Source organism: Lysobacter sp. ISL-50, assembly GCF_018612875.1.
Classification (GTDB): Bacteria; Pseudomonadota; Gammaproteobacteria; order Xanthomonadales; family Xanthomonadaceae; genus Lysobacter.
This window is the reverse complement of record NZ_JAGGRI010000027.1, coordinates 40489-62523: the sequence shown is the minus strand read 5'-3', so window position 1 is coordinate 62523 and position 22035 is coordinate 40489. Positions and strand designations below refer to the sequence as shown.

Genomic DNA, 22035 nt, shown 5'->3' with positions numbered 1-22035 from the left:
CGGGAATCGGGAATCGGGAATGGTCAAAGCATTCCGGCCGGACCTGTCACCATTAGTCTTATTCGATCATCTGGAGTTTGGAACTGGAGGTAGAGAATCGATGGCCGACGCGGCGCTTTTTCACGATTCCCGATTCCCCATTCCCGATTCCCGCACCAAGAGGAGCAACGAATGTCCGACGTGACCCTGATGAGGATCGGCATCCTGATCGCCGGCCTGATCCTGATCGGCGCCATCGTGTTCTTCGGCCGCCCGCGCAAACCCGGGCAGGGCAAGCGCGTCGCGCGCGAAGACGAAAGCCGCGCCGGCGAGCGCAAGCCCGGACCGCGCCAGGAACCGACTCTGGGCGAGCAGATCGAAAACGAACTGGGCCAGAGCGGCGTGCCCGGCGAGGCCACCACCCAGGCCGAGCTGGAGCTGTTCGACAAGACTCTGGAAGGGGGCGTCAACGCCGCCAACAGCGAACTCGGGCGCCGGGTCAGCGAGGAGTTCGACAAGATCGTCACCCTGTACCTGGCCGCGCGCGCCGGGCAGAAGCTGCATGGCCCCGACATCGTGGTCGCGGCGGAGAAGGCCGGCCTGGTCTACGGCCACATGGGCGTGTTCCACCGTCTGGTCGAAGGCCATCCCGAGCGCGGCCCGGTGTTCAGCGTGGCCAACATCATGAAGCCCGGCAGCTTCGACATGGCCACGATCCAATCGCTGGAGACCCCGGCGGTGGCGTTCTTCCTGACCCTGCCGGCGCCGGTTCCGGCCTTGGACGCATGGGAAACCATGCTGCCGACCGCGCAGCGCATGGCCGAACTGCTCGACGCGGTGGTGTTGGACGAACAGCGCAACGCGCTCGGCCGCCAGCGCATCGCCCACCTGCGCGACGAACTGCGCGCCTACGATCGCCAGCGCGAAGCGCCGCCGCTGAGCAAGCCGACGCGGTGGTGATCGGCGCGGCGGCGTAGCTGCCGCCCTGCTAGCAGCACCTCAAGCCCCCGCATCGCCCCGAAGTCTCTTCCCCCCTTTGAAAAAGGGGGGCTAGGGGGGATTCGCTTTTGCTCTTGGCACCGCCAAAGCAAATCCCCCGCGCGCCGATTGTCGGTGCAGACCTCCGAGCCTCGCAGCGCGCAGCCCCCTTTTTCAAAGGGAGCGTATTTCCGCGCCCGCATTCGCGACAGCGCATCCCCGCGTCTCCCCGAAGTCTCTTCCCCCCTTTGAAAAAGGGGGGCTAGGGGGGATTTGCTTTTGCTCTTAGCACCGCCAAAGCAAATCCCCCGCGCGCCGATTGTCGGTACAGACATCCGACCTCGCAACGCGCAGCCCCCTTTTTCAAAGGGGGCATGTTTCTACGCCTGCATCGGCCATCAGCATCCGCCATAACGAACGCATCTTCAGCCTGCATGCGCCGCACCGCAGCAGTCGCACCCCACGACACTCACAACGCCCACAATCACGACAAATCCGTTCAAAATGCCGGTCGCCCCGCTCGAACGGCAGCGCAAGGACAACCCGCCCGTGACGACCGCCAACAAGAAAGACGCCGCCCAGGCCGCCAAGCGCGCCGCCGAACTGCACAGCCAGCTCGATGACGCCAACTACCGCTACTACGTCCTCGACGACCCGACCCTGACCGACGCCGACTACGACCGCCTGCTGCGCGAGTTGGAGGCCCTGGAAGCCGCGCACCCGGAACTGGCCAGCGCCGATTCGCCGACCCAGCGCGTGGGCAACACCCCCTCGGGCGCCTTCGCGCAAGTCACCCACCAGGTGCCGATGCTGTCGCTGGGCAACGCCTTCAGCGACGAGGAAGTCGCCGACTTCGTGCGCAAGATCGTCGAACGCCTGGACATCGAAGCGCCGCAGTTCTCGGTCGAGCCCAAGCTCGACGGCCTGGCGATCAGCCTGCGCTACGAGAACGGCCAGTTCGTCCAGGGCGCGACCCGCGGCGACGGCGCCACCGGCGAGGACGTCACTCTCAACCTGCGCACGGTCAAGGCCATTCCGATGAAGCTGCGCGGCAAAGGCTGGCCGCCGGTGCTGGAAGTGCGCGGCGAGGTCTATATGCCGCTGGCCGCGTTCAAGACCTACAACGAAAAAGCGCTCAAGGACGGCGGCAAGGTCCTGGCCAATCCGCGCAACGGCGCCGCCGGTTCGCTGCGCCAGCTCGATCCGCGCATCACCGCGCAACGGCCGCTGGCGTTCTACGCCTATGCGGTCGGCGTGGTCGAAGGCTATTCGCTGCCGGCCAGTCATTCGGCCACGCTCAAGCAATTGCGCGAATGGGGTTTCCCGGTCAGCGGCGAAAGCGGCGTGGTCGCCGGCAGCGAGGGCCTGCTCGGTTACTACCGGCAGATGGGCGCCAAGCGCGACGCGCTGCCGTTCGACATCGACGGCGTGGTCTACAAGCTCGACGACTACGCCGGCCAGCGCGAGATGGGGTTCGTCTCGCGCGCGCCGCGCTGGGCGATCGCGCACAAATTCCCGGCGCAGGAGCAATCCACGGTGTTGGAGGCGATCGAAATCCAGATCGGCCGCACCGGCGCGGCGACGCCGGTCGCGCGGCTCAGGCCGGTGCAGGTCGCCGGCGTGGTGGTGACCAACGCGACCTTGCACAACGCCGACCAGATCGCGCGCCTGGACGTGCGCGTCGGCGATACGGTGATCGTGCGCCGCGCCGGCGACGTGATTCCGGAAATCGTCCGGGTCGTGCCCGAGTACCGCGCGCCCGACGCGCCGCAGTGGCAGATGCCGACTGTATGCCCGGTGTGCGGCTCGGAAATCGTGCGCGAGGAAGGCGAGGCGGCATGGCGCTGCTCGGGCGAACTGAGCTGCCCCGCGCAACGCAAGGAAGCCATCCGCCACTTCGCATCGCGCCGGGCGATGGATATCGAAGGGCTGGGCGACCGCTATATCGAAGACTTGTCGGACCTGGGCTATCTGCAATCGGTCGCGGATCTGTTCAAGCTCAGCCTGGACGATCTGCTGGAGATGAAGCGCCGCGCCGACGAGCGCGACGGCACCACGCCGGAGACGGTCAAGGCCGGCAAGGTCGCGACCAAATGGGCCGACAACCTCATCGAGGCGATCGACCACAGCCGCAAGACCACCCTGGGGCGCTTCCTGTTCGCGCTCGGCATCCAGCACGTCGGCGAAAGCACGGCCAAGGCCTTGTCGATCTGGCTCGGCGATCTGCAACTGATCCGCCAACTGCCGTGGCCGGTGTTCAAGCGCCTGCCCGATGTCGGCGGCGAAGTCGCGCGCTCGCTCGGCCATTTCTTCGACCAGCCCGGCAATCAGCAGGTGATCGACGATCTGCTCGCGCGCGGCGTGCTGATCGGCGACACCCATGCGCCGTCGCCGAAGCTGCGCGACGGCCTGAATCTGGCGACCTTGCTGGTCGATCTGGAAATTCCGAAGGTCACCAAGATCCGCGCCGAGCAACTGGCGACCGCGTTCGACAGCGCGGAGAAACTGCGCGATGCGCCCGAGCATTCCTACATCACCGCCGGTTTGCCGGCCGACAGCGCGCAGGCGCTGGCTTCGTGGCTGAGCGTGGATGAGAACTCGCAGTTGTTGACGCGGGTTGGCGACGCGCTGAAGCGGCTGGATGCGTTGACGCCCGTAGCCGCGTCCTCTTCGGCTGGCCCGCTCGACGGCCAGACCGCGGTGCTGACCGGAACGCTGAGCGCGCTGACCCGTGACGAAGCCAAGACTCGCCTGGAAGCGCTGGGCGCCAAGGTCGCCGGCAGCGTGTCGAAGAAGACCAGCTTCGTCGTCGCCGGCACCGAGGCCGGTTCCAAGCTCGACAAGGCGCAGGAACTGGGCGTGGACATCTGGGACGAAGCGAAGCTGCTGGCGTTCCTGGCCGAAAACGAATGAGTCCGGGCGATTCGCGCTGGCGGCCGTCGGCGGGCTTCGACGCACTGCGCCTGCGCGCGCGGCTCAACGCCGTGGTGCGCGCGTATTTCGCCGAGCGCGGGGTGATCGAGGTCGAAACTCCGGCGATGTCCGTGGCCGGCAACACCGATCCGAACATCGCCTCGTTCACCCTGGAATTCAGCGGCCGCACCGACGGCGCGCCGCGCACGCGCTGGCTGCGCACCTCGCCGGAGTTCGCGCTCAAGCGCCTGCTCGCGGCCGGGTTCGGCGATTGCTACGAGTTGGGCCGGGTGTTCCGCGACGGCGAAGCCGGCGGCCGCCACAATCCGGAATTCACCATGCTGGAGTGGTACCGGACCGGCTGGGATCATCGCCGCCTGATCGGCGAGACCGCGCAACTGGTGCGCGCCGCCCTGGCCCTAGTCGGGCGCGATGTGGGCTTGCGCGAAGTGGCGTATCGCGATCTGTATCGGCAGCGGCTGGATCTGGACCCGTTCGGCGCCGATGAAGCGCAACTGCGCGCGGCGCTGGGCGATGTCGTGATCGATCCGGCCGGGCTCAATCGCGACGACTGGCTCGATCTGCTGATGACCCATCGCCTGCAGCCCTCGTTCGCGCGCGACGAATTGCTCGCCGTCTACGACTACCCGGCCTCGCAGTGCGCGCTGGCGCGGCTGCGCGACGACGGCGACGGCCATCCGGTCGCGGAGCGTTTCGAGTTGTACCTGGGCCCGCTGGAACTGGCCAACGGCTATCACGAACTGGCCGAAGCGGACGAGCAGGGCGCGCGCTTCGATCGCGACCGCGCCGTGCGGGTTCAGCGCGGCGTCGCCGCGCCGCCGCGCGACGAGGCTTTGCTGAGCGCGCTGGGCGCAGGTTTCCCCGATTGCGCCGGCGTCGCCATGGGCATGGACCGCCTTGTGATGGCGATGCTTGACACCGATCGCATCGCCGAGGTGCTGGCCTTCGATTTCACGCGTGCTTGACCGCGATGAACCCCGCGCTTCACACCGGCCCCCGATCCCAGTTTTTTCATTGCAAGTTAGCAGTTCACGGTTAGAGTGACCGCATCGGGTGCGGGGGCCATGCATGCGCAATGTGAAAGCCGCGATCCATCTGTTTGCGTTCGCCGCGATGGCGTGCGCGGGCATGGTGCGCGCGGAACCGGCCGGCGAACGGCTTTTCGGCGGCGATGTCTTGCGCTGCGCATCGAATAACGAAGAAACCGTGCACTGTCCGGCCGACACGCGCGGCGGCGTGCGCTTGATCCGGCGTACCTCGGGCAAGCCCTGCGTGGAAGGCACCACCTGGGGCGCCGATCGCGGCGGCGTGTGGGTATCGCAAGGCTGTTCGGCCGACTTCGTGCTCGGCAAGGGCGGCAGCGGCGCCGGCAGCACCCGCGGCGCGCGGGTGATCAAGTGTGAGTCTCGCGGCGGGCGCTGGAACCATTGCCCGGCCCAGACCGAAGCCGGTGTCGCACTGGCCCAGCAATTGTCCAAACAACCTTGCCTGCGCAATCAAAGTTGGGGCACCGACGCCAGCGGCGTATGGGTCGCCAGCGGTTGCCGCGGCGAATTCCGCCTGCTCGGCGCCGAGCCGGAACCCGAAGCGGCCGCGCCGGCCACGGTGCTGCGCTGCGAATCGCGGGACCGCCGCGCGCGCCGTTGCGACGGCGAAACCGGCGCTGGCGTGCGCATGGTCAAGCAGCTGTCGAAGTCGGAATGCGTCGAAGGCCGCAATTGGGGTTTCGACGCGCACGGCGTGTGGGTGGAAGACGGTTGCCGGGCCGAATTCGAACTCGATTTCCGCCGCAGCGGCGGTTGATGCACTGCGCAAAAGTCGCGCTACCTTGCGCATGGATGGCGGCGCATAGGCCGAAGGTCATGCGACCAACGGCGGAGATTCGGCGCAAAACAAGGCGCAAAATTAGTGAGTCATGAATGTTTCGGGGCTGTTTCTGTCTGGGCCATCGAAGTACGGGAAATCTTGAGCTGGCGTTAAGCCCGCTCAGCTAGAGTCCTCGGCAAATCGACAACGACAAGGAGCACCTACATGTCCGCACGCATGCTTTCCGGGATGGGGCTGGTAATCGGCCTCGGCCTGTCCGCCGGCGCCGCCCAGGCCGCGCCGCAGTACGACGACTACGGCAACGGCGGCAATGTGATCCGTTGCGAATCCGACAGCGGCCGTCAGCGCCGTTGCGATGCCGACACGCGCGGTGGCGTGCGCATGTCGCGCCAGCTGTCCAAGTCTTCCTGCATCCAGGGCCGCAGCTGGGGTTACGACCGCGGCAGCGTGTGGGTGTCGGAAGGTTGCCGCGCCGAATTCGAACTGGGCCGCGGCGGCGGCGGTTGGAACGGCGGCAACAACGGCAGCGGCGATGTGGTGCGTTGCGAATCCGACAGCGGCCGTTATCGCACCTGTCCCATCAACGGCAATCGCGCGCGCCTGCAGCGTCAGCTGTCCAGCACCTCGTGCATCGAGGGCCAGAGCTGGGGCTCGCGTCAGGGCGAGGTGTGGGTGAACAAGGGTTGCCGCGGCGAATTCGTCGCCGGACGAGGCGGTGGCTGGGGCGGTGGCGGCGGCTGGAACGGCGGCGGCAACGGCGGTTGGAACGGCGGCGGCGGTCAGGAGATCAGCTGCGAGTCGAACAACAACCGGCAGAACCGCTGCAACATGAGCGTGCGCCGCGACGTGCGCCTGCTGCGCCAGAACTCGGGCTCGCCGTGCATCGAAGGCCAGACCTGGGGCTGGGATCGCGCCGGCGTGTGGGTGTCCGGCGGTTGCCGCGGGCGCTTCCAGGTCGATTGATCGCGTTTAGCTTGTACCGCGCTTGATTCGCGCAACGCCCCGGTCGCAGGATCGGGGCGTTGTCGTTTGCGCGGCAGGGGTTTGCTTGGGGTTGCTTCGCTTCGGAGCGAAGAGCATCGGGCCTGAAGGCCCTCCCACAAAAACCGTCCCACAACAGCTGCCGCGGTCGATTTCGGGACCGACCCATGCATCCGTTAAACTTGGGGCATGAACGACGCCATCGATTTCGACCGTTATGACCGCATTCGCCCGATCCGCTGGACCGGCGAGGCCCTGGAATTGCTCGACCAGCGCAAGCTGCCGTTCGCGGTGGACTACGTGCGCTGCGACGACAGCGACGCGGTCGCCGCCGCGATCCACGCGCTGACCGTGCGCGGCGCGCCGGCGATCGGCATCGCCGCGGCCTGGGGCGTGGTCCTGGCGGCGCGCGATATCGACGCCGCCGACGGCGCGCAGGCGTTGGCCGCAGTCGAATCGGCCATGCAGCGCCTCAACGCCGCCCGCCCGACCGCGGTCAATCTGGCCTGGGCGCTGGCGCGCATGCGCCGGGTGTTGGCCGCGGCCGGCGCCGACTGGCGCGAGGTCCTGAACCGCGAGGCGCAGGCCATCGCCGACGAGGACCTGGCCGCCAACCGTCGCATGGGCGCGCTGGGCGCGGCTTTGATCGTGCCGGGCAGTGGCGTGCTGACCCATTGCAATACCGGCTCGCTGGCCACCGCCGGCTTCGGCACCGCGTTGGGCGTGATCCGCGCCGGCGTCGCCCAGGGCCGCATCGCGCAGGTGTTCGCGGGCGAGACCCGGCCGTGGCTGCAGGGCGCGCGCCTGACGGTGTGGGAGCTCGAACAGGACGGCATCGCGCCGACCCTGATCGCCGACTCGGCCGCCGCCCATCTGATGAAGACCGGCAAGGTCGGCTGGGTGATCGTCGGCGCCGACCGCATCTGCGCCAACGGCGACACCGCGAACAAGATCGGCACCTATCAACTGGCGATTTCCGCGCGCCACCACGGCGTCAAGTTCATGGTCGCCGCGCCGTCGTCGACCGTGGACATGGCCACCGCGTCCGGCGATCTGATCGAGATCGAGGAACGCGACCCCGGCGAGCTGTTCTCGGTCGGCGGCGCCCGCACCGCGGCCGAGCGGGTCGGGGCCTGGAACCCGGTCTTCGACGTCACCCCGCACGAGCTGATCGACGCCATCGTGACCGAGCGCGGGGTGATCGAGCGGCCGGACGCGGTGGCGATGAAGGCGGCGTTCGGGGGGTGAGGCGAGGGTGCGGTGGGGTTGCGGCTTCGGCTTCGGTGAGGCGAGTTCGCTGGAACCTTCAAGGGCTTCAATCCCGCGAGATCTTCAAGGCCCTGACTCTGCGAAACCTACACGATCGTCATTCCCGCGAACGCGGGAATCCAGGGCTTTTCGTGCGAGAACGTTTGAAGTCGCTGGATGTTCGGCTCCGCCGAAGTAAAGCGGAGCCCGCGTTCGCGGGAATGACGTGCTGGAAGGGTGGCGCTGAAGTCTCTGGATTCCCGCCTTCGCGGGAATGACGGCCGTGGGGAATAGCGCTGCAAGCCCCCTCCGCAGCCATCGCAAAACCCCGGCGCGCCACCCCGGCAACCCAGCCCCGCCAGCGATGCTGCAGCGCAGCTGAAAATTCCCGCCAAGTGCTTGTTTCTGCGTGGGAATCGGGGCCCTGTGAAAGCGCGTTTCGTGATATGATTTCACGTCTCTTTGATGCCGCCCCGAGCGAGCTGCAGGACAGGCCCGCCGAGGGACTGTTTCCGGTGGTTTTACCGGCGTTCCGCACGGAATGCCTGCTCCGTTCGCCCGGGTCGTTCGAACCACCGCACGCAACGGAACCCTGATGGCCGAACTCGCCAAGGAAATCATCCAGGTCAATCTCGAAGACGAGATGCGCCGCAGCTATCTCGATTACGCCATGAGCGTGATCGTCGGCCGCGCGCTTCCCGACGTACGAGACGGACTCAAGCCGGTGCATCGCCGCGTCCTGTACGCGATGAGCGAGCTCGGCGCCCACAGCAACAAGCCTCACTTCAAGTCGGCGCGTATCGTCGGCGACGTGATCGGTAAGTACCATCCGCACGGCGATCAGTCGGTCTACGACACGCTGGTGCGCATGGCCCAGCCGTTCTCGCTGCGCTATCTGCTGGTCGACGGCCAAGGCAACTTCGGTTCGGTCGACGGCGACTCCGCCGCGGCGATGCGTTACACCGAATCGCGCATGGCCAAGCTCACCCATGAGCTGATGGCCGACATCGACAAGGAAACCGTCGATTTCCAGCCCAACTACGACGAAAAGGAACTCGAACCCACGGTCATGCCGACCCGGGTTCCGAACCTGCTCATCAACGGCTCGGCCGGTATCGCCGTGGGCATGGCGACCAACATCCCGCCGCACAACCTGTCGGAAGTGATCAACGCGACCATCGCGCTGATCAACGCGCCGGAACTGGACGTCGATGCGCTGATGGAATACATCCCCGGTCCGGACTTCCCGACCGCGGGCATCATCAACGGCACCGCCGGCATCATCAACGCCTACCGCACCGGCCGCGGCCGCGTGCGCATGCGCGCGCGCGCCGAGATCGAGGTCAACGAGGACACCGGCCGCGAAGCGATCGCGGTCACCGAGATCCCGTACCAGGTCAACAAGGCGCGGTTGATCGAGAAGATCGCCGAGCTGGTCAAGGAAAAGAAGCTCGAAGGCATCAGCGAGCTGCGCGATGAGTCCGACAAGGACGGCATGCGCATCTTCATCGAGGTCAAGCGCGGCGAATCGGCCGAAGTGGTGCTCAACAACCTCTATCAGCAGACGCAGATGGAATCGGTGTTCGGCATCAACATGGTGGCGCTGGTCGACGGCCGGCCGCAGTTGCTGAACCTCAAGCAGATCCTGGAAGCCTTCATCCGTCACCGCCGCGAAGTGGTGACCCGCCGCACCATCTTCGAACTGCGCAAGGCGCGCCAGCGCGCGCACATCCTGGAAGGCCTGACGGTCGCGCTCGCCAACATCGACGAGATGATCGAGCTGATCAAGACCTCGGCCAACCCCAACGAAGCGCGCGAGCGCATGTTGGAGAAAACCTGGGAACCGGGCCTGGTCGGCGCGCTGCTCGGCGCGGCCGGGGCCGAGGCTTCGCGTCCGGAAGACCTGGCGGCCGAGTTCGGCCTGCACGACGGCCGTTATCAGCTGACCGAGGTCCAGGCCACGCAGATCCTGGAAATGCGCCTGCACCGCCTAACCGGGTTGGAGCAGGAAAAGCTCACGGAAGAGTACAAGCTGCTGCTGGAAGCCATTCGCGGTTTGATCGAGATCCTCGAGAACCCGGAAGTGCTGCTGGAAGTGATCCGCACCGAACTGCTCAACCTGAAGGAAGAGTTCGGCGATGCGCGCCGCAGCGAAATCCGCGCCAGCGAGGAAGATCTCGACATCCTCGACCTGATCGCGCCGGAAGACGTGGTGGTGACCTTGTCGCATTCGGGTTACGCCAAGCGTCAGCCGGTCAGCGCCTATCGCGCGCAAAAGCGCGGCGGCAAGGGCCGCAACGCCGCCGCGACCAAGGACGAGGATTTCATCGACAAGCTGTGGCTGGTCAACACCCACGACACGCTGCTGACCTTCACCAGCACCGGCCGGGTGTTCTGGCTGCCGGTGCACCAGTTGCCGGAGGCCGGGCCGAACGCGCGCGGCCGTCCGATCATCAACTGGCTGGCGCTGGAAGCCGGCGAGCAGGTGCAGGCGGTGCTGCCGGTGCGCGAGTACGACGACAGCCACTTCGTGTTCTTCGCCACCCGCAACGGCATGGTCAAGAAGACGCCGCTGACCGAGTTCGCGTTCCGTCTGGCGCGCGGCAAGATCGCGATCAATCTCGACGACGGCGATGCGCTGGTCGACGTGGCGCTGACCAACGGCCAGCGCGAGGTCATGCTGTTCGCGAGCAACGGCAAGGCCGTGCGCTTCGCCGAGAGCGGACGCGAGGACGAAGCCGAGGTGGCCGAGGAATCGGCCGACGCGGATGCGTCCGACGAAGGCGTCGAGGCGGAGGCCGCGGGCGAAGGCGAGGGCGCGGACAAGTCCAGGCGCGGCAAGGGCGGCGTGCGTTCGACCGGCCGCAACAGCCGCGGCGTGCGCGGCATCAAGCTGGCGCCGGGCGAACTGGTGGTCAGCATGATCGTGATCGACGGCGATGGCGACATCCTCACCGCCAGCCAGCGCGGTTACGGCAAGCGCACTCCGGTCGATGAATACCCGTGCAAGGGCCGCGGCACCCAGGGCGTGATCGCGCTCAAGACCACCGAGCGCAACGGCGCGTTGGTCGGCGCGATCCAGCTCAGCGATCACCACGAAGTGCTGCTGATTTCCGACGGCGGCACCCTGGTGCGCACGCGCGCGGCGGAAATCTCCCAGGTCGGCCGCAACACCCAGGGCGTGACCCTGATGCGTCTGGCCGACGACGAGACGCTGCAGACCATCGAGCGCGTCGACGCCTCGCTGGATGAAGTCGAGGAAGGCGCCGAGGGCGAATTGCCGGCGACGCCGGTCGCCGCGGCTCCGGCCGAGGCGCAGGACCCTGCGTCGCCGGAATCCTGAGCAGTACGCTGAAGCAATCAGCAAAACGCCGCCTTCGGGCGGCGTTTTGTTTTTGGGCGATGCGGATCGCGGTGCGATCGGGATCAGCGATGCATGCCGGCGTGCGCCGCCGCTGCGCCATGCAAGGCCGAACGCCTGCGCACCGGCCGATGCTGCACTGCGTCGTAAACCCGGATCGTTTTCGCATACTCCAACGGTGGAGCGATCCCGCGCGCCGCCGCGATTGCGACTCGCGCTGGGCGGGTGGTAGCGTGCCCCGACTTTCGCCACGGGACCGCACCATGAACAAGCTCACGCTCTGCGCCATGACCTCGCTCGTCCTGTTCGCGGGCGCCGCCGCCGCCGCGCCGGTGACCTACAAGATCGATCCGTCCCACACTTATCCCAGCTTCGAAGCCGATCACATGGGCCTGTCCACCTGGCGCGGGAAGTTCAACAAGTCCGAAGGCTCGATCACCCTCGACAAGAAGGCCGGCAGCGGCACCGTCGATGTCACCGTCGATACCACCAGCCTGGATTTCGGCCTGGATGCGATGAACGAACACGCCAACAAGGAAGAACTGTTCAACACGGCCAAGTTCCCGAAGGCGACCTACAAGGGCAAGCTCGCTGGTTTCAAGGACGGCGTGCCGGGCAAGGTCGAAGGCGAACTGACGCTGCTCGGCGTGACCAAGCCGCTGACGCTGACGATCAACAAGTTCAAGTGCATGCCGCATCCGATGTTCAAGCGCGAAGTCTGCGGCGCCGACGCCCGCGGCACCTTCCAGCGCGATCAGTTCGGCATGGGCGCGGGCAAGGATTGGGGCTTCGACATGGCGGTGGAGCTGCGTATCCAGGTCGAGGCGATCGCGGCCGAATAAGCCCGGCGAATCGATTGCTCGCTCACGACACGCCGCCTTCGGGCGGCGTGTTGCGTTGTGCGCGCCCGCGAATCGATGCGCCGCCGGCTTGGCCGGACATGACAAACCACACTGTGGCGGCCGCGCACGAGTGGGGATATTGGACCGGCCCTATTTCGAACGCTGATCGCTCCGCCGCGGAGGCGATGCGCGATTTTCGCCCGCGACGATGCGTCGCGGCACCGCGCCCGCGCTCGATCCGCCGGCGCCGCCATCCGCCATCACGCGCGATACCAGGACTTGCCGATGACCACATCCGAACCCGTTTCCCCGTCCGCGCGCAGCGTCCACGACAACCGCTGGGTCGCGCTGGCGGTGCTGTGCATGGGCGCGTTGATGATCGTGCTCGACACCACCATCGTGAACGTGGCGCTGCCGTCGATCCGCACCGATCTGAAATTCACCGAGACCTCGCTGGCCTGGGTGGTCAACGCTTATCTGCTGACGTTCGGCGGTTTCCTGCTGTTGGGCGGGCGCCTGGGCGATCTGTTCGGACACCGGCGCGTGTTCCTGATCGGCATCGCGATCTTCACCCTGGCCTCGCTGGCCTGCGGCATGGCCGGCAGTCAGGTGTTCCTGGTCGCCGCGCGCGGCGTGCAGGGATTGGGCGGCGCCGTCGTCACCGCGGTGGCGTTGTCGCTGATCATGAATCTGTTTACCGAGCCGGCCGATCGCGCCAAAGCCATGGGCGTGTACAGCTTCGTCTGCGCCGGCGGCGGCAGCGTTGGCGTGCTGCTCGGCGGCCTGCTGACCGACGTGCTGAACTGGCACTGGATCTTCCTGGTCAACATTCCGCTCGGCGCGATCGTGCTCGCCGCCACCTTGAAGCTGCTGCCGGCCGCGCCCGGACAGGGCGAAGGGCATCTGGACGTGGCCGGTTCGGTGACCGTGACCGCCTCGTTGATGCTGGCGGTGTACGCCATCGTCAACGGCAACGAAGCCGGTTGGACCTCGCTGCGCACGCTGGGGCTGCTGGGCGCCGCGGCGGCGTTGCTGGCCGCGTTCTTGTGGATCGAATCGCGCGTGCGCGCGCCGCTGATGCCGTTGAGCCTGTTCCGCCTGCGCAATGTCGCGGTCGCCAACGTGGTCGGCGTGCTGTGGGCGGCGGCGATGTTCGCGTGGTTCTTCCTCTCGGCGTTGTACATGCAACTGGTGCTGCACTACACGCCGATGCAGGTGGGGCTGGCGTTTCTGCCGGCGAACCTGATCATGGCGGCGTTTTCGCTGGGCTTGTCGGCGAAGCTGGTGATGCGTTTCGGCGTCCGCTGGCCCCTGGCCTTCGGACTGGCGTTGGCGACCGTCGGCCTGCTGCTGTTCGCGCGCGCGCCGGTGAACGGCGAATTCCTGCGCGACGTGCTGCCGGGCATGCTGCTGCTCGGCCTGGGCGCCGGCATCGCCTTCAATCCGATGCTGCTGGCGGCGATGAGCGATGTCGCGCCGTCGGAATCGGGTCTGGCCTCGGGCATGGTCAACACCGCTTTCATGATGGGCGGCGCGCTCGGACTGGCGATTCTGGCCAGCCTGGCGGCCTCGCGCACCAGCGGCGCGCTCGCCGCCGGCGGCGAGCCGCTCGCGGCGCTGGCCAGCGGCTATCACATCGCGTTTCTGGTCGGCGCGGTATTCGGTTTCAGCGCGGCCTTGCTCGGCGGTTCGTTGTTGCGCGCGCCGGCGCGGGACACGGCGCACGAGGCCGCGCCCGCGCTGCACTGATCGCGCGGGCTTGTCCAACACAGGGGTCACTGTTCTATCGGAGGATGTATGAGCTACGTGGATGGTTTCGTACTGGCGGTGCCGAAGAAGGATCTCGCCGCGTATCGCGCGTTGGCGCGCAAGGCCGGAAAGATCTGGATGGAACATGGCGCCCTGGCGTATATGGAGACGGTCGAGGACGACGTCAAACCCGGCAAGACCACTTCGTTTCCGCAAGCGGTGAAGCTCAAGCCGGGGGAAGTCGTGGTGTTCTCGTGGATCGTGTACAAGACGCGGGTGCAGCGCGACAAGATCAACAAGCGGGTCCTCAACGATCCGCGGTTGGCGGATATGGATCCCAAGAAGACGCCGTTCGACCTCAAGCGGATGATCTACGGCGGGTTCAAGCCGATCGTGAGTTTCTGAGCGAACGCGCTGTTCCCTCCCCGTGCCGTTCCCTCCCATTCTGTTCCCTTCCGTGCAGTTCCCCCCTTTGAAAAAGGGGGGCAAGGGGGGATTTGCTTTTGGCGCTTTACCGGGAAAGCAACAGCAACAGCAAATCCCCCCTAACCCCCCTTTTTCAAAGGGGAGAACTGCAGCGCGTTGTCGTGCAGAGCATCGGGTGAAAAAAAGAAAACCCCGGCCGAAGCCGGGGTTTCCAAGGCGATCATGCGGGTCGCCGATGGATCAGAACGTGATGCTCCAGGTATCGATGCGGCCAACGTCGGCATTGGCGTTATCGTTCACGCGCAGCTTCCAGGTACCGTTGAGCGGTTCGCTGGAGAGGTTGAAGGTGAAGGTCCCGCTAAGGTTGTCGGCGCTGCCGCCGGCACGGTTGCTGATGTTGTACAGCGAGCCATCCGGCGCCACCAGGTCGACCTTCAGGTCGCCGCGGTAGGTGTGGATGATGTTGACCGACACTTGCGCATTGGTCGGGGCGTTGCCGGTACGGCCGGACACGGTGATCGGGCTGTCGACGGTGGAGTTGTCGTTGATCGCGAAATCGGTGTCGTTGGTGTACTTCGTGCCCGGACCCGGGCCCGGGCCGGTGGGACAGGTGACGCCCACGACCGAGAACGCGGCGGTGACGTCGGCCTTGGCGAAGCCCAGATCGGTCGCGGCGGTTTCCACGCCGCAAGCGCCGTTGTTGAAGTCGGTGCTCGGGGTCCAATAGTCCTTGTTCGCCTTGGCGAAGACCTTGAACGCCTTGACCGTGTCCCAGCCCGCCTTGGTGGCCAAGGTGTAGAAGGCCTTGTTGTAGACGCCCGAGGAGTAGTGGACGTCCATGCCCGAGGTGTAGTTGCTGGCGTGACCGATCGAACGGCCGTCCTGCGGCGGGTTGGCCATGTAGCGCAGCGCGCCGCTGGCCTTGAAGATCTGCGCACCGACGAGGAAGTCGTTGGTGTTGTTCATGAAGTACTCGGCCGCTTCGCCGGCGATGTCCGAATAGGCTTCGTTGATGCCGCCGGACTGGCCGGAATACACCAGGCCCGACTGCTGCTCGGTGAAGCCGTGCGAGACTTCGTGCGCCGACACGTCCAGGCTCACCAGCGGATAGAAGCGCGTCGCGCCGTCGCCGAAGGTCATGGCCGAGCCGTCCCAGAACGCGTTTTCGTAGCTGTTGCTGTAGTGCACGCGCATCGACAGCTGGAACGTCAGCGGCGCAGTGCCGACGTAGCTGTTGTACATGTCGAACACGACCTTGCCGAAGTAGTGCGCGTCGTTGAGCGGCGAGAACGCGCCGTTGATCGCCTTCACGGTGTTGCGCGGGCAGGTGTAGGAGAACGCCGTCGTGCCGCTGGTGCCGTGGTTGAGGTTCACCGTCTTGACGTTGGCGTTGTTCATCGTGCACGTGCTGCCGCTTTGGGTGACGTCGTTGAACCCGAAGTTGGTGCCGTATTCGTACTGGCCGGTCTTGGTGTTGCCGCCGGGGCCGGTGCCGACCAGAGCGTGCGCCAGGCCTTCCCACTGCTTGAGCACCTTGCCGCTGTTCGCATCGAGGATCACGAACGGACGGGTCGGCTCGCCGCCCTTGGGCGCGTCGGCGAAGTAGTTGACGACATAGGCCATGTGCGCGCGGCCGTTATCGTCGATGTAGATCATCTGCTTGCTGCTTTCGTTGCGCACCTGCAGCGCGCCCAGGCGCTTGCCGAGCGCGGCGCTCTTGGCCAGATCCAGCGCCTGCGCGCTGCTCAGCTTCGGCGCGGCGGCCGGCAGTTCGGCGGCCAGGCCGGCGACCGAGCGGCCGAACAGCGTGCGCACGTTGCCCTGGGCATCTTCGCTGACGACCACGTGCTCGCCGAACACCGGCACGCCGCGGAAGCTTTGCTGGTAGCGATAGTTGCGGGTGCCGTCGGCGTCCTGGCTGCTCTTGATCTGGGTCAGCGAGGAGTCGGCGTCGAGCGAGATCAGTTCTGCGTGGCGCACGTTGGCTTTGGCGGCGGCGCCGGACTTGGCGACGGCGGCCTTGTACTGCTGATTGAGCTTGGCGATGTCCTGGCCGTGCAGATCGACGCGCTGAGCGGCGCCGGCGGCACCGGAGGCGAGGACGAGCGACAAGGCGAAAGACAGGGCAGTCGGCGATACGTTGCGATTCACTGGAATTACCCCTAAACGAGTGTGGATGTTGGCCGCGTTCACGGCCGGCTCTCATTGCTCGTGCATCCGCTCCCCCGTAGCTCGCACGCGCGGCTTCCGGCGATCCGTGCCCGAGGCGGTGCGTGTCGTCGAACTTCGATGCGGATACCGCGCTGACGCGTAGCGCGGCGGAGGGACGCTATGGACGAGCCGAAAAAGCCGTCAACGGCGGGTACGGAGGTCACAAACCGAGTGCGACCTGTGCGTGTGCGTCCGCAACATGATTTCTTCTGAAAGCGTTCTGCCGCCTCACTCGCGGCGATTCGCGCCCGGAAGAGGAGGTTAAAAACCGCCGTAATAATATTTCACTTATGTTGCTGCACTGCAGCAGGATATTGCGAGCCCTGGGTAGGGTGCGGCCGCCTTCGTGCGTTGGATTAATGTGACTGCAGTCGTCGAAGTGCCATAAATCGCCGGGCGAGGCGCATATCGGCCGCGACGTGCGTTTTTGTCGAACTGCGCAATTCACCACCGGATCGATTATGTCCACCGGCTGACGTGACCTTTGCACGCATGGTTCTGCGGGCTGCTTTGCACTATTCGATTATTATGTTTATTCATAAGCCTAAATCGTTTTTCGAAAACCGGAACGGCGCCGCATATCGGCCCAGGTCATCAAAGCGCTCTATGGCGAACTCCTTGCGTCCGGCCCGCCACGACTGCGGGCTGGGGCGATTGCGGCGATGCCGTGTGCGGCCGATCCCGCCGACGGGGTTCGGGGGCTGAGAAGTGTCGCGAGATCGCACGGTGTCAGGGCACACCACTGGCGAACATTTTTGCGGCTCACGGGAACTTTTCTGGCGGGACATGGATAGTCGCGGGAGGCTGGCGCGCCAACGGATTCAGAGCCGCCCGAAGAACGTCGCGTCCCTGACCACTGGATCGACCTTGCACTGAATGGCTCTACGCGTCTTGCCACCTGCGCCTCGCAGGCGCTGTTCGTGATGCTGATGATGTCGAATACCGGCTGCGTGGACGCTGCACCGTTCATCCGGACGTAGGCGATCGATCGATACAGCATCCTGGTTCCCGGACACCTCCAAGGCGCAGCAGTTGATCCTGGCCGCCGACGCCGGCCAGGTCGATGAGTGCAGCGGCTGACCAAGGGCGCAGCCCCGACAAGATTTTCAGCCGGGAAGCGAAGCGCCCGTTGAGACCAACAAGGCTGGCGTTGGATACGCGATGACGCAGAGCCAAATCGTGCGGTGAAGTGACGGCGTATGCGTTCAATCGTGGGGATGCGTACAGGTATTGCGTATTACGCGCGGGCACTGGATATCCACTCTTCATCCGCCGCATTCGTGTCGGCGATTTTTCGCGGAAATTTCGTGTCGGCAAAGCATCGTTCGCGCCTTGCGTTCAAAGAATTTATCGCAAAATCTGTGCAAAAAATCATGATGAATACATGCGCCGCAAGCGAAACTTTTAGTTGCCGTTGTTTTTCGCGAATTTTTGTTCTCTCATGAGCTGCGTCGTTCGCAGCCAAGTCACCTCGTCATTCATCGTCGCCGACACGCGATCTGAAACCATGTCGCGAGTTGGCCGATGGCTCCCCCGCGTCCCGGAGAATTCAATGTCGTTGTTCAATATCCGCTTTCATCTGCTTGCCGCCATGGCGGTCGTGTTCGCGTTCGCTCCAAACGTTTTCGCCGAAACGAAGGCGACCGCGCCTACGGCCAAGGCCGATCCGCGCGGCGTCGAAGCGCCCAGTCCTCCTGTCACCACCGAAGCGGCAAAACGAGCCGTTCTCGACCAGCTGACCGATCGCGGCTCAGCCATGTTCCGCAATATTGAAATGAGCCCTCGATTGACCAAGGAAGGCCGTCCCTACGCCGTTTGCGGCGAGGTCAACATGAAGAATCGAGACGGCGCGTATGTCGGTTACACGAAGTTTTACGTTCCCGACGACCTGGAGCCTCTGATTGCAAGCAAGGGCGACCCGGGCATCGGCGCTTTCAAAGAGGCGCTGTGGCAGACCGTATGCGCGCGCGAGGAGAGTAAGAAATAGTCGCGGCCGTTCACGACCGCAAGCGGCATCGCGCACAGACTGCAGCGGCGTATGCATTGTACTGCGCACATCGGCACGGAATATCCGCAGCTTCGCGGTGAGCGGCGACACAGTTGCATCGAACGCTTAGAATCGCTTGCAACCCCACGTCGTACTGTCCAAGGATCGGGAGAATGAGCTTGCACGCAATCCCGCTGTCTCGATTCGCCGCTTACGCCATGCGCGCGCTGCTCGTTCTTGCACTGTTGGTCGGCACGGGCTGTCTCGACGCTCCGCCGTCCAACCGGGCGCTGGCGATCGATGCGGCGTCCTGGTTCCCCGACAACCCCAAGGCGCAGCAGTTGATCCTGGCCGCCGATGCCGGCCGGGTCGATGAAGTGCGGCGATTGATGAAGGACGAAGGCGTCAATCCCGACAAGATTTTTAGCCGGGAAGCGAAGTACCCGCTGATCGCGTTCTTGGTCATGTACAAGTACCCGAAGCCGTTGCAGGTGTTACTGGAGAACGGGGCCGATCCGAATGCGAGACATGCTTTGAAAACGCACGATCGCGGTATTCGCACTCAGGACAATGCCATGGTATGGGCAGCAAAGGCCGACGACACTATCTATCTCAAGCTTCTGCTTGATCATGGCGGCGACCCTAATACGCGGAACGCAAACAATGAAACCTTGCTTGTACAGGCCTTTCTTTGGGGCAAGCAGTGGCAGAACGTGAAGCTGCTAGTTGAGCGCGGCGCGGACGTGAACGCAAAGACCCGGAACCAACCATTCATCAGTGAATATGCGGGAGGAGGTGGCTTCGAGCCCACTTACTGGCTGCTACAGCATGGCGCCAATCCCGACAACGATGATGAAGACCCTGCCTATAAGACGACGATTAACGCGATCTTCTGGTACCCCAGCAAACCAGGTTACGTCGAATGGCAGCGCAAGTGCCAGCAATGGTTGCTCGAACGCGGCTATAAGCGCACACCGATGCCGTCGCATATCAAAGACATGCGCAAATCTTTCGGCTATCCGACCGAAGAAAAAGACATTCCTTTGCTGTAACCAACATTCCCAAACGACAAGGAGTCACCATGTTCCCCACCGCCGATGAACTCAAGGCTCGCCAAGACTTGCTGCGCCAAATGCGAGGTAGTGGCGATCCGACCGCCATCGCTCGTGCCAATGAGCTGCAACGTACCTATCACGACGACAATATGGCGGTGTTGGCCAAGGACACTTACTGGTCCGCGATGGGCGAGCATGCACCGGACGAAGGTAAGAAATCGCCTCCCGGTTGGATTCGCGCAAGCGAAAACCTCGATAAACTGCGGGAGGCGGCTCCGAAGCTCGCAGCGTTGAGCGATGAGCAATTACGTGACTACCTGAAGCCAGTGAACTCCGGCTTCCGCGCCGAGATTTACCTCCCAATCCAGGAAGTCCTGGGTCCGGGCTACAAACCGGTCATCGTCCCCAAGGGATCGGCTGGTGAAGTCGTCGGGGCAGACGGTGAACTCCATGCTACCGGTGCCGAAGACTTCGTCGCCAACAACTTCCCCCAGTCCATCGGTTTGAAGACCGATTACTATGACCGCACGATGCAGTTAGCGCTGTTCATGGAAAACAACGGCCTGATCGCCGAATACGCCGGCCACTCCCTCGGCGGCGGCATGTCCTCAGCCATGTCGGCGATCACCGGCCGCCCGGCGACCACATTCAATGCTGCGGGACTGCACCCGCAAACGGCCTTGCGCTTCGCCGCCGAAAAACCTGGCGTGCAGGTCCACGACACCGACCGCACCGTCACCTCCTACCAGATCCACGGCGAACTGCTCAACGAAGGCATCCAGCACAACATCGACCGTCTCGACGCGCTGCACCGCAAGCAACTGGCCGGCGTGCTCGGGGAAACCTGCGGGCTGCTGCACAAAGCCCCGGAAGGCCAGCAACTGCTGAGCGCGAAACTCAACGTCATGATGCCGGAGCATGCCCGCCCGGCCGTGCGCGAATTCGTGAAGCAGCTCGCCGAGGGCGACACCCGCCAGATGCTGCGCGACCTGCCGCTCGCCGCGGGTAAGGTCGTACCGCTGGATGATGTAAAAACCTGGGACGGCGCGGGCCGCCTGATCGATCGCGAGCAGCGTTTGACGCTGACCGAAATCTCCAACTTCGCCAAGCCGGTGCTGGAAACCGCGTACCTGACCTTGCAGGGAGCGCACATGGGCCACTCGGTGGGCCAGGTCGCGGCGGCGTCCGGACGGATCACCGCCCAGGGCATGGACGACGCCGGCGATGTAGTGCGTGGCGCGACGGTGAAGGCGGCCGATTTCGCCGACGTGGTTTCCGGCGTTTCGCACGCGACGGCGCAGGCCGGGGTGCGTGTGGGAGGCGAGACCACGGCGCAAGCGCGGCTGGCCGCGGGCCGCGCGGAGGCGGCGATCGACACGGTGCAGGGCGAAGTGCAGTTGCGTGGGGCGCAGGCGGGCGCGGGCGTGTTGCGCGGGATCAGCAGCCTGGATGTCTTGCCCGATGGTGTGCAACGTTGGGCGCACGACAAGGCCGACGACATCGAGCGCGGCGGGGTCGAGGCGCATGCGCGCAATCGCGGCGAGGCCGCGCAGGCGCGCGCCGGTGCGACGGCCGATGCGGCTTCGATCCGGGCGGCGACGTCGGCGCGGGTGGTCGAACTGGAGCGCGTGCAGGCCGTGGTCGAGGACACGCAGCGCACGGTGATCGCAGGCTCCGGTATCGCCTCGGATCGGGCCCTGGACGCGGGCGGTCGTACCCTGGATGCGGTGTCCGCGCGCATGCCCGCGGTCGGCGCCGGTGCCGGCGCGGCCGCCGGCGCCGCGGCCGGGCTCGCGGGCAATGCCAATGTATTCGACCTCACGCAGACCACGCGCTTCGCGCGGGGTGTGACGACGCAGGCGGGCGAGAGCATCGAACGCCATCTGATGACCGAGGCGGTGTTGCCGAGCATGGCCGCGCGGGTGCAGGCGCAGGAGCGCGCGGCGCACGCCCAGTTCCCGCGACTGACCGCGCCCGCGCCGGAGCAGGCACCGGCGGCCGCCCGGCCGGCGCAGACCGGTCCGGACAGCCCCGAGCACCGCGACCATTCGACGCTGCTGCAGATTCGCGACGGCATGCGCAAGCTCGACGCGCAGATCGGCAAGCCCTACGACGAAGGCAGCGAGCGGATCAGCCGTGCGTTGCTGGCCGAATCCAAGAGCCCTGTGGGCCGCTATCCCGGCACGGACGTCTCGGTGGCGGCCAATGTGCTCAAGCAGGTGGACCATGTCGTGCCGGGGGGCGCGGGCAACATTTTCGCGGTCGAAGGCAAGCTCGACGATCCCGCCCACAAACGCGTGTTCGTGTCGTCGGAGCAGGCGCTCAACACGCCGGTCGAACAATCCGACCAGAAGCTCGCGGCCGCCAATCGAGCGATCGACCAGGAGTTGGAGCGCCAGCGCACGCAGCAGCAAACGCAAACCCAGGGCCCCGACGAGCCGGGCAAGAAGCGCTGAG

15 protein-coding genes are annotated in these 22035 nt (G+C 65.5%); 13 read left to right on the top strand and 2 right to left on the bottom strand.

Features of this window, described 5'->3' with window-relative positions:
* Window positions 1-171 precede the first annotated feature (171 nt).
* The 10 genes from zipA (at window position 172) to J7J50_RS16610 (ending at window position 14304) form a co-directional block, all read left to right on the top strand.
* Window positions 172-939: a cell division protein ZipA gene (gene zipA, locus J7J50_RS16655; protein WP_215060041.1), complete on the top strand. Its 768-nt coding sequence runs from the start codon at window positions 172-174 to the stop codon at window positions 937-939.
* A gap of 567 nt (window positions 940-1506) precedes the next feature.
* On the top strand, window positions 1507-3870 hold the full coding sequence (gene ligA, locus J7J50_RS16650) for an NAD-dependent DNA ligase LigA (RefSeq protein WP_343222525.1): 2364 nt from the start codon (window positions 1507-1509) through the stop codon (window positions 3868-3870).
* A complete protein-coding gene (gene epmA, locus J7J50_RS16645; RefSeq protein ID WP_215060037.1) occupies window positions 3867-4856 on the top strand; it encodes an EF-P lysine aminoacylase EpmA in 990 nt (329 codons plus the stop codon). Before ligA ends, epmA begins: the two co-directional genes overlap by 4 nt.
* Window positions 4857-4959: 103 nt before the next feature.
* Window positions 4960-5694 carry a DUF3011 domain-containing protein gene (locus J7J50_RS16640; protein ID WP_215060035.1) on the top strand — a complete coding sequence of 245 codons (735 nt, stop codon included), beginning with the start codon at window positions 4960-4962 and terminating at the stop codon, window positions 5692-5694.
* 228 nt (window positions 5695-5922) lie between these two features.
* On the top strand, window positions 5923-6681 hold the full coding sequence (locus tag J7J50_RS16635) for a DUF3011 domain-containing protein (protein ID WP_215060033.1): 759 nt from the start codon (window positions 5923-5925) through the stop codon (window positions 6679-6681).
* A 207-nt stretch (window positions 6682-6888) separates the two neighbouring features.
* A complete protein-coding gene (mtnA, locus tag J7J50_RS16630; protein ID WP_215060031.1) occupies window positions 6889-7947 on the top strand; it encodes an S-methyl-5-thioribose-1-phosphate isomerase in 1059 nt (352 codons plus the stop codon).
* Between the two features lie 595 nt (window positions 7948-8542).
* Window positions 8543-11290 carry a DNA gyrase subunit A gene (gyrA, locus tag J7J50_RS16625; RefSeq protein WP_215060029.1) on the top strand — a complete coding sequence of 916 codons (2748 nt, stop codon included), beginning with the start codon at window positions 8543-8545 and terminating at the stop codon, window positions 11288-11290.
* Between the two features lie 305 nt (window positions 11291-11595).
* Window positions 11596-12150 carry a YceI family protein gene (locus J7J50_RS16620; protein ID WP_251044367.1) on the top strand — a complete coding sequence of 185 codons (555 nt, stop codon included), beginning with the start codon at window positions 11596-11598 and terminating at the stop codon, window positions 12148-12150.
* Between the two features lie 285 nt (window positions 12151-12435).
* Window positions 12436-13899, top strand: coding sequence for an MFS transporter (locus J7J50_RS16615; RefSeq protein WP_215060025.1), 1464 nt, complete (start codon window positions 12436-12438; stop codon window positions 13897-13899).
* A gap of 48 nt (window positions 13900-13947) precedes the next feature.
* Window positions 13948-14304 (top strand): DUF1428 domain-containing protein, encoded by a 357-nt coding sequence (locus J7J50_RS16610; RefSeq protein ID WP_215060023.1) that lies wholly within the window; start codon window positions 13948-13950, stop codon window positions 14302-14304.
* Window positions 14305-14565: 261 nt separating this feature from the next.
* Here J7J50_RS16610 and J7J50_RS16605 read toward each other — a convergent pair whose 3' ends face one another.
* The gene (locus tag J7J50_RS16605; protein WP_215060021.1) at window positions 14566-16476 is read right to left on the bottom strand and encodes a M4 family metallopeptidase; all 1911 of its coding nucleotides are present in this window, start codon (window positions 16474-16476) and stop codon (window positions 14566-14568) included.
* A gap of 1297 nt (window positions 16477-17773) precedes the next feature.
* The gene (locus tag J7J50_RS16600; protein ID WP_215060019.1) at window positions 17774-18001 is read right to left on the bottom strand and encodes a hypothetical protein; all 228 of its coding nucleotides are present in this window, start codon (window positions 17999-18001) and stop codon (window positions 17774-17776) included.
* 87 nt (window positions 18002-18088) lie between these two features.
* Between J7J50_RS16600 and J7J50_RS16595 the strand changes: the two genes are divergently transcribed.
* From J7J50_RS16595 to J7J50_RS16585, 3 genes are all read left to right on the top strand, one after another.
* Window positions 18089-18523 carry a hypothetical protein gene (locus tag J7J50_RS16595; protein ID WP_215060017.1) on the top strand — a complete coding sequence of 145 codons (435 nt, stop codon included), beginning with the start codon at window positions 18089-18091 and terminating at the stop codon, window positions 18521-18523.
* 173 nt (window positions 18524-18696) lie between these two features.
* Window positions 18697-19575 carry an ankyrin repeat domain-containing protein gene (locus J7J50_RS16590; RefSeq protein ID WP_251044366.1) on the top strand — a complete coding sequence of 293 codons (879 nt, stop codon included), beginning with the start codon at window positions 18697-18699 and terminating at the stop codon, window positions 19573-19575.
* 29 nt (window positions 19576-19604) lie between these two features.
* On the top strand, window positions 19605-22034 hold the full coding sequence (locus J7J50_RS16585) for an XVIPCD domain-containing protein (RefSeq protein ID WP_215060014.1): 2430 nt from the start codon (window positions 19605-19607) through the stop codon (window positions 22032-22034).
* Window position 22035 lies beyond the last annotated feature (1 nt).

What these genes read in the sequence shown, in the direction of transcription:
- J7J50_RS16585 (WP_215060014.1), top strand. Translation starts at nt 19,605, where the DNA reads ATGTTCCCCACCGCCGATGAACTCAAGGCTCGCCAAGACTTGCTGCGC.
- zipA (WP_215060041.1), top strand. Translation starts at nt 172, where the DNA reads ATGTCCGACGTGACCCTGATGAGGATCGGCATCCTGATCGCCGGCCTG.
- J7J50_RS16590 (WP_251044366.1), top strand. Translation starts at nt 18,697, where the DNA reads ATGAGCTTGCACGCAATCCCGCTGTCTCGATTCGCCGCTTACGCCATG.
- epmA (WP_215060037.1), top strand. Translation starts at nt 3,867, where the DNA reads ATGAGTCCGGGCGATTCGCGCTGGCGGCCGTCGGCGGGCTTCGACGCA.
- J7J50_RS16610 (WP_215060023.1), top strand. Translation starts at nt 13,948, where the DNA reads ATGAGCTACGTGGATGGTTTCGTACTGGCGGTGCCGAAGAAGGATCTC.
- J7J50_RS16640 (WP_215060035.1), top strand. Translation starts at nt 4,960, where the DNA reads ATGCGCAATGTGAAAGCCGCGATCCATCTGTTTGCGTTCGCCGCGATG.
- J7J50_RS16620 (WP_251044367.1), top strand. Translation starts at nt 11,596, where the DNA reads ATGACCTCGCTCGTCCTGTTCGCGGGCGCCGCCGCCGCCGCGCCGGTG.
- J7J50_RS16635 (WP_215060033.1), top strand. Translation starts at nt 5,923, where the DNA reads ATGTCCGCACGCATGCTTTCCGGGATGGGGCTGGTAATCGGCCTCGGC.
- mtnA (WP_215060031.1), top strand. Translation starts at nt 6,889, where the DNA reads ATGAACGACGCCATCGATTTCGACCGTTATGACCGCATTCGCCCGATC.
- J7J50_RS16615 (WP_215060025.1), top strand. Translation starts at nt 12,436, where the DNA reads ATGACCACATCCGAACCCGTTTCCCCGTCCGCGCGCAGCGTCCACGAC.
- gyrA (WP_215060029.1), top strand. Translation starts at nt 8,543, where the DNA reads ATGGCCGAACTCGCCAAGGAAATCATCCAGGTCAATCTCGAAGACGAG.
- J7J50_RS16595 (WP_215060017.1), top strand. Translation starts at nt 18,089, where the DNA reads ATGTCGTTGTTCAATATCCGCTTTCATCTGCTTGCCGCCATGGCGGTC.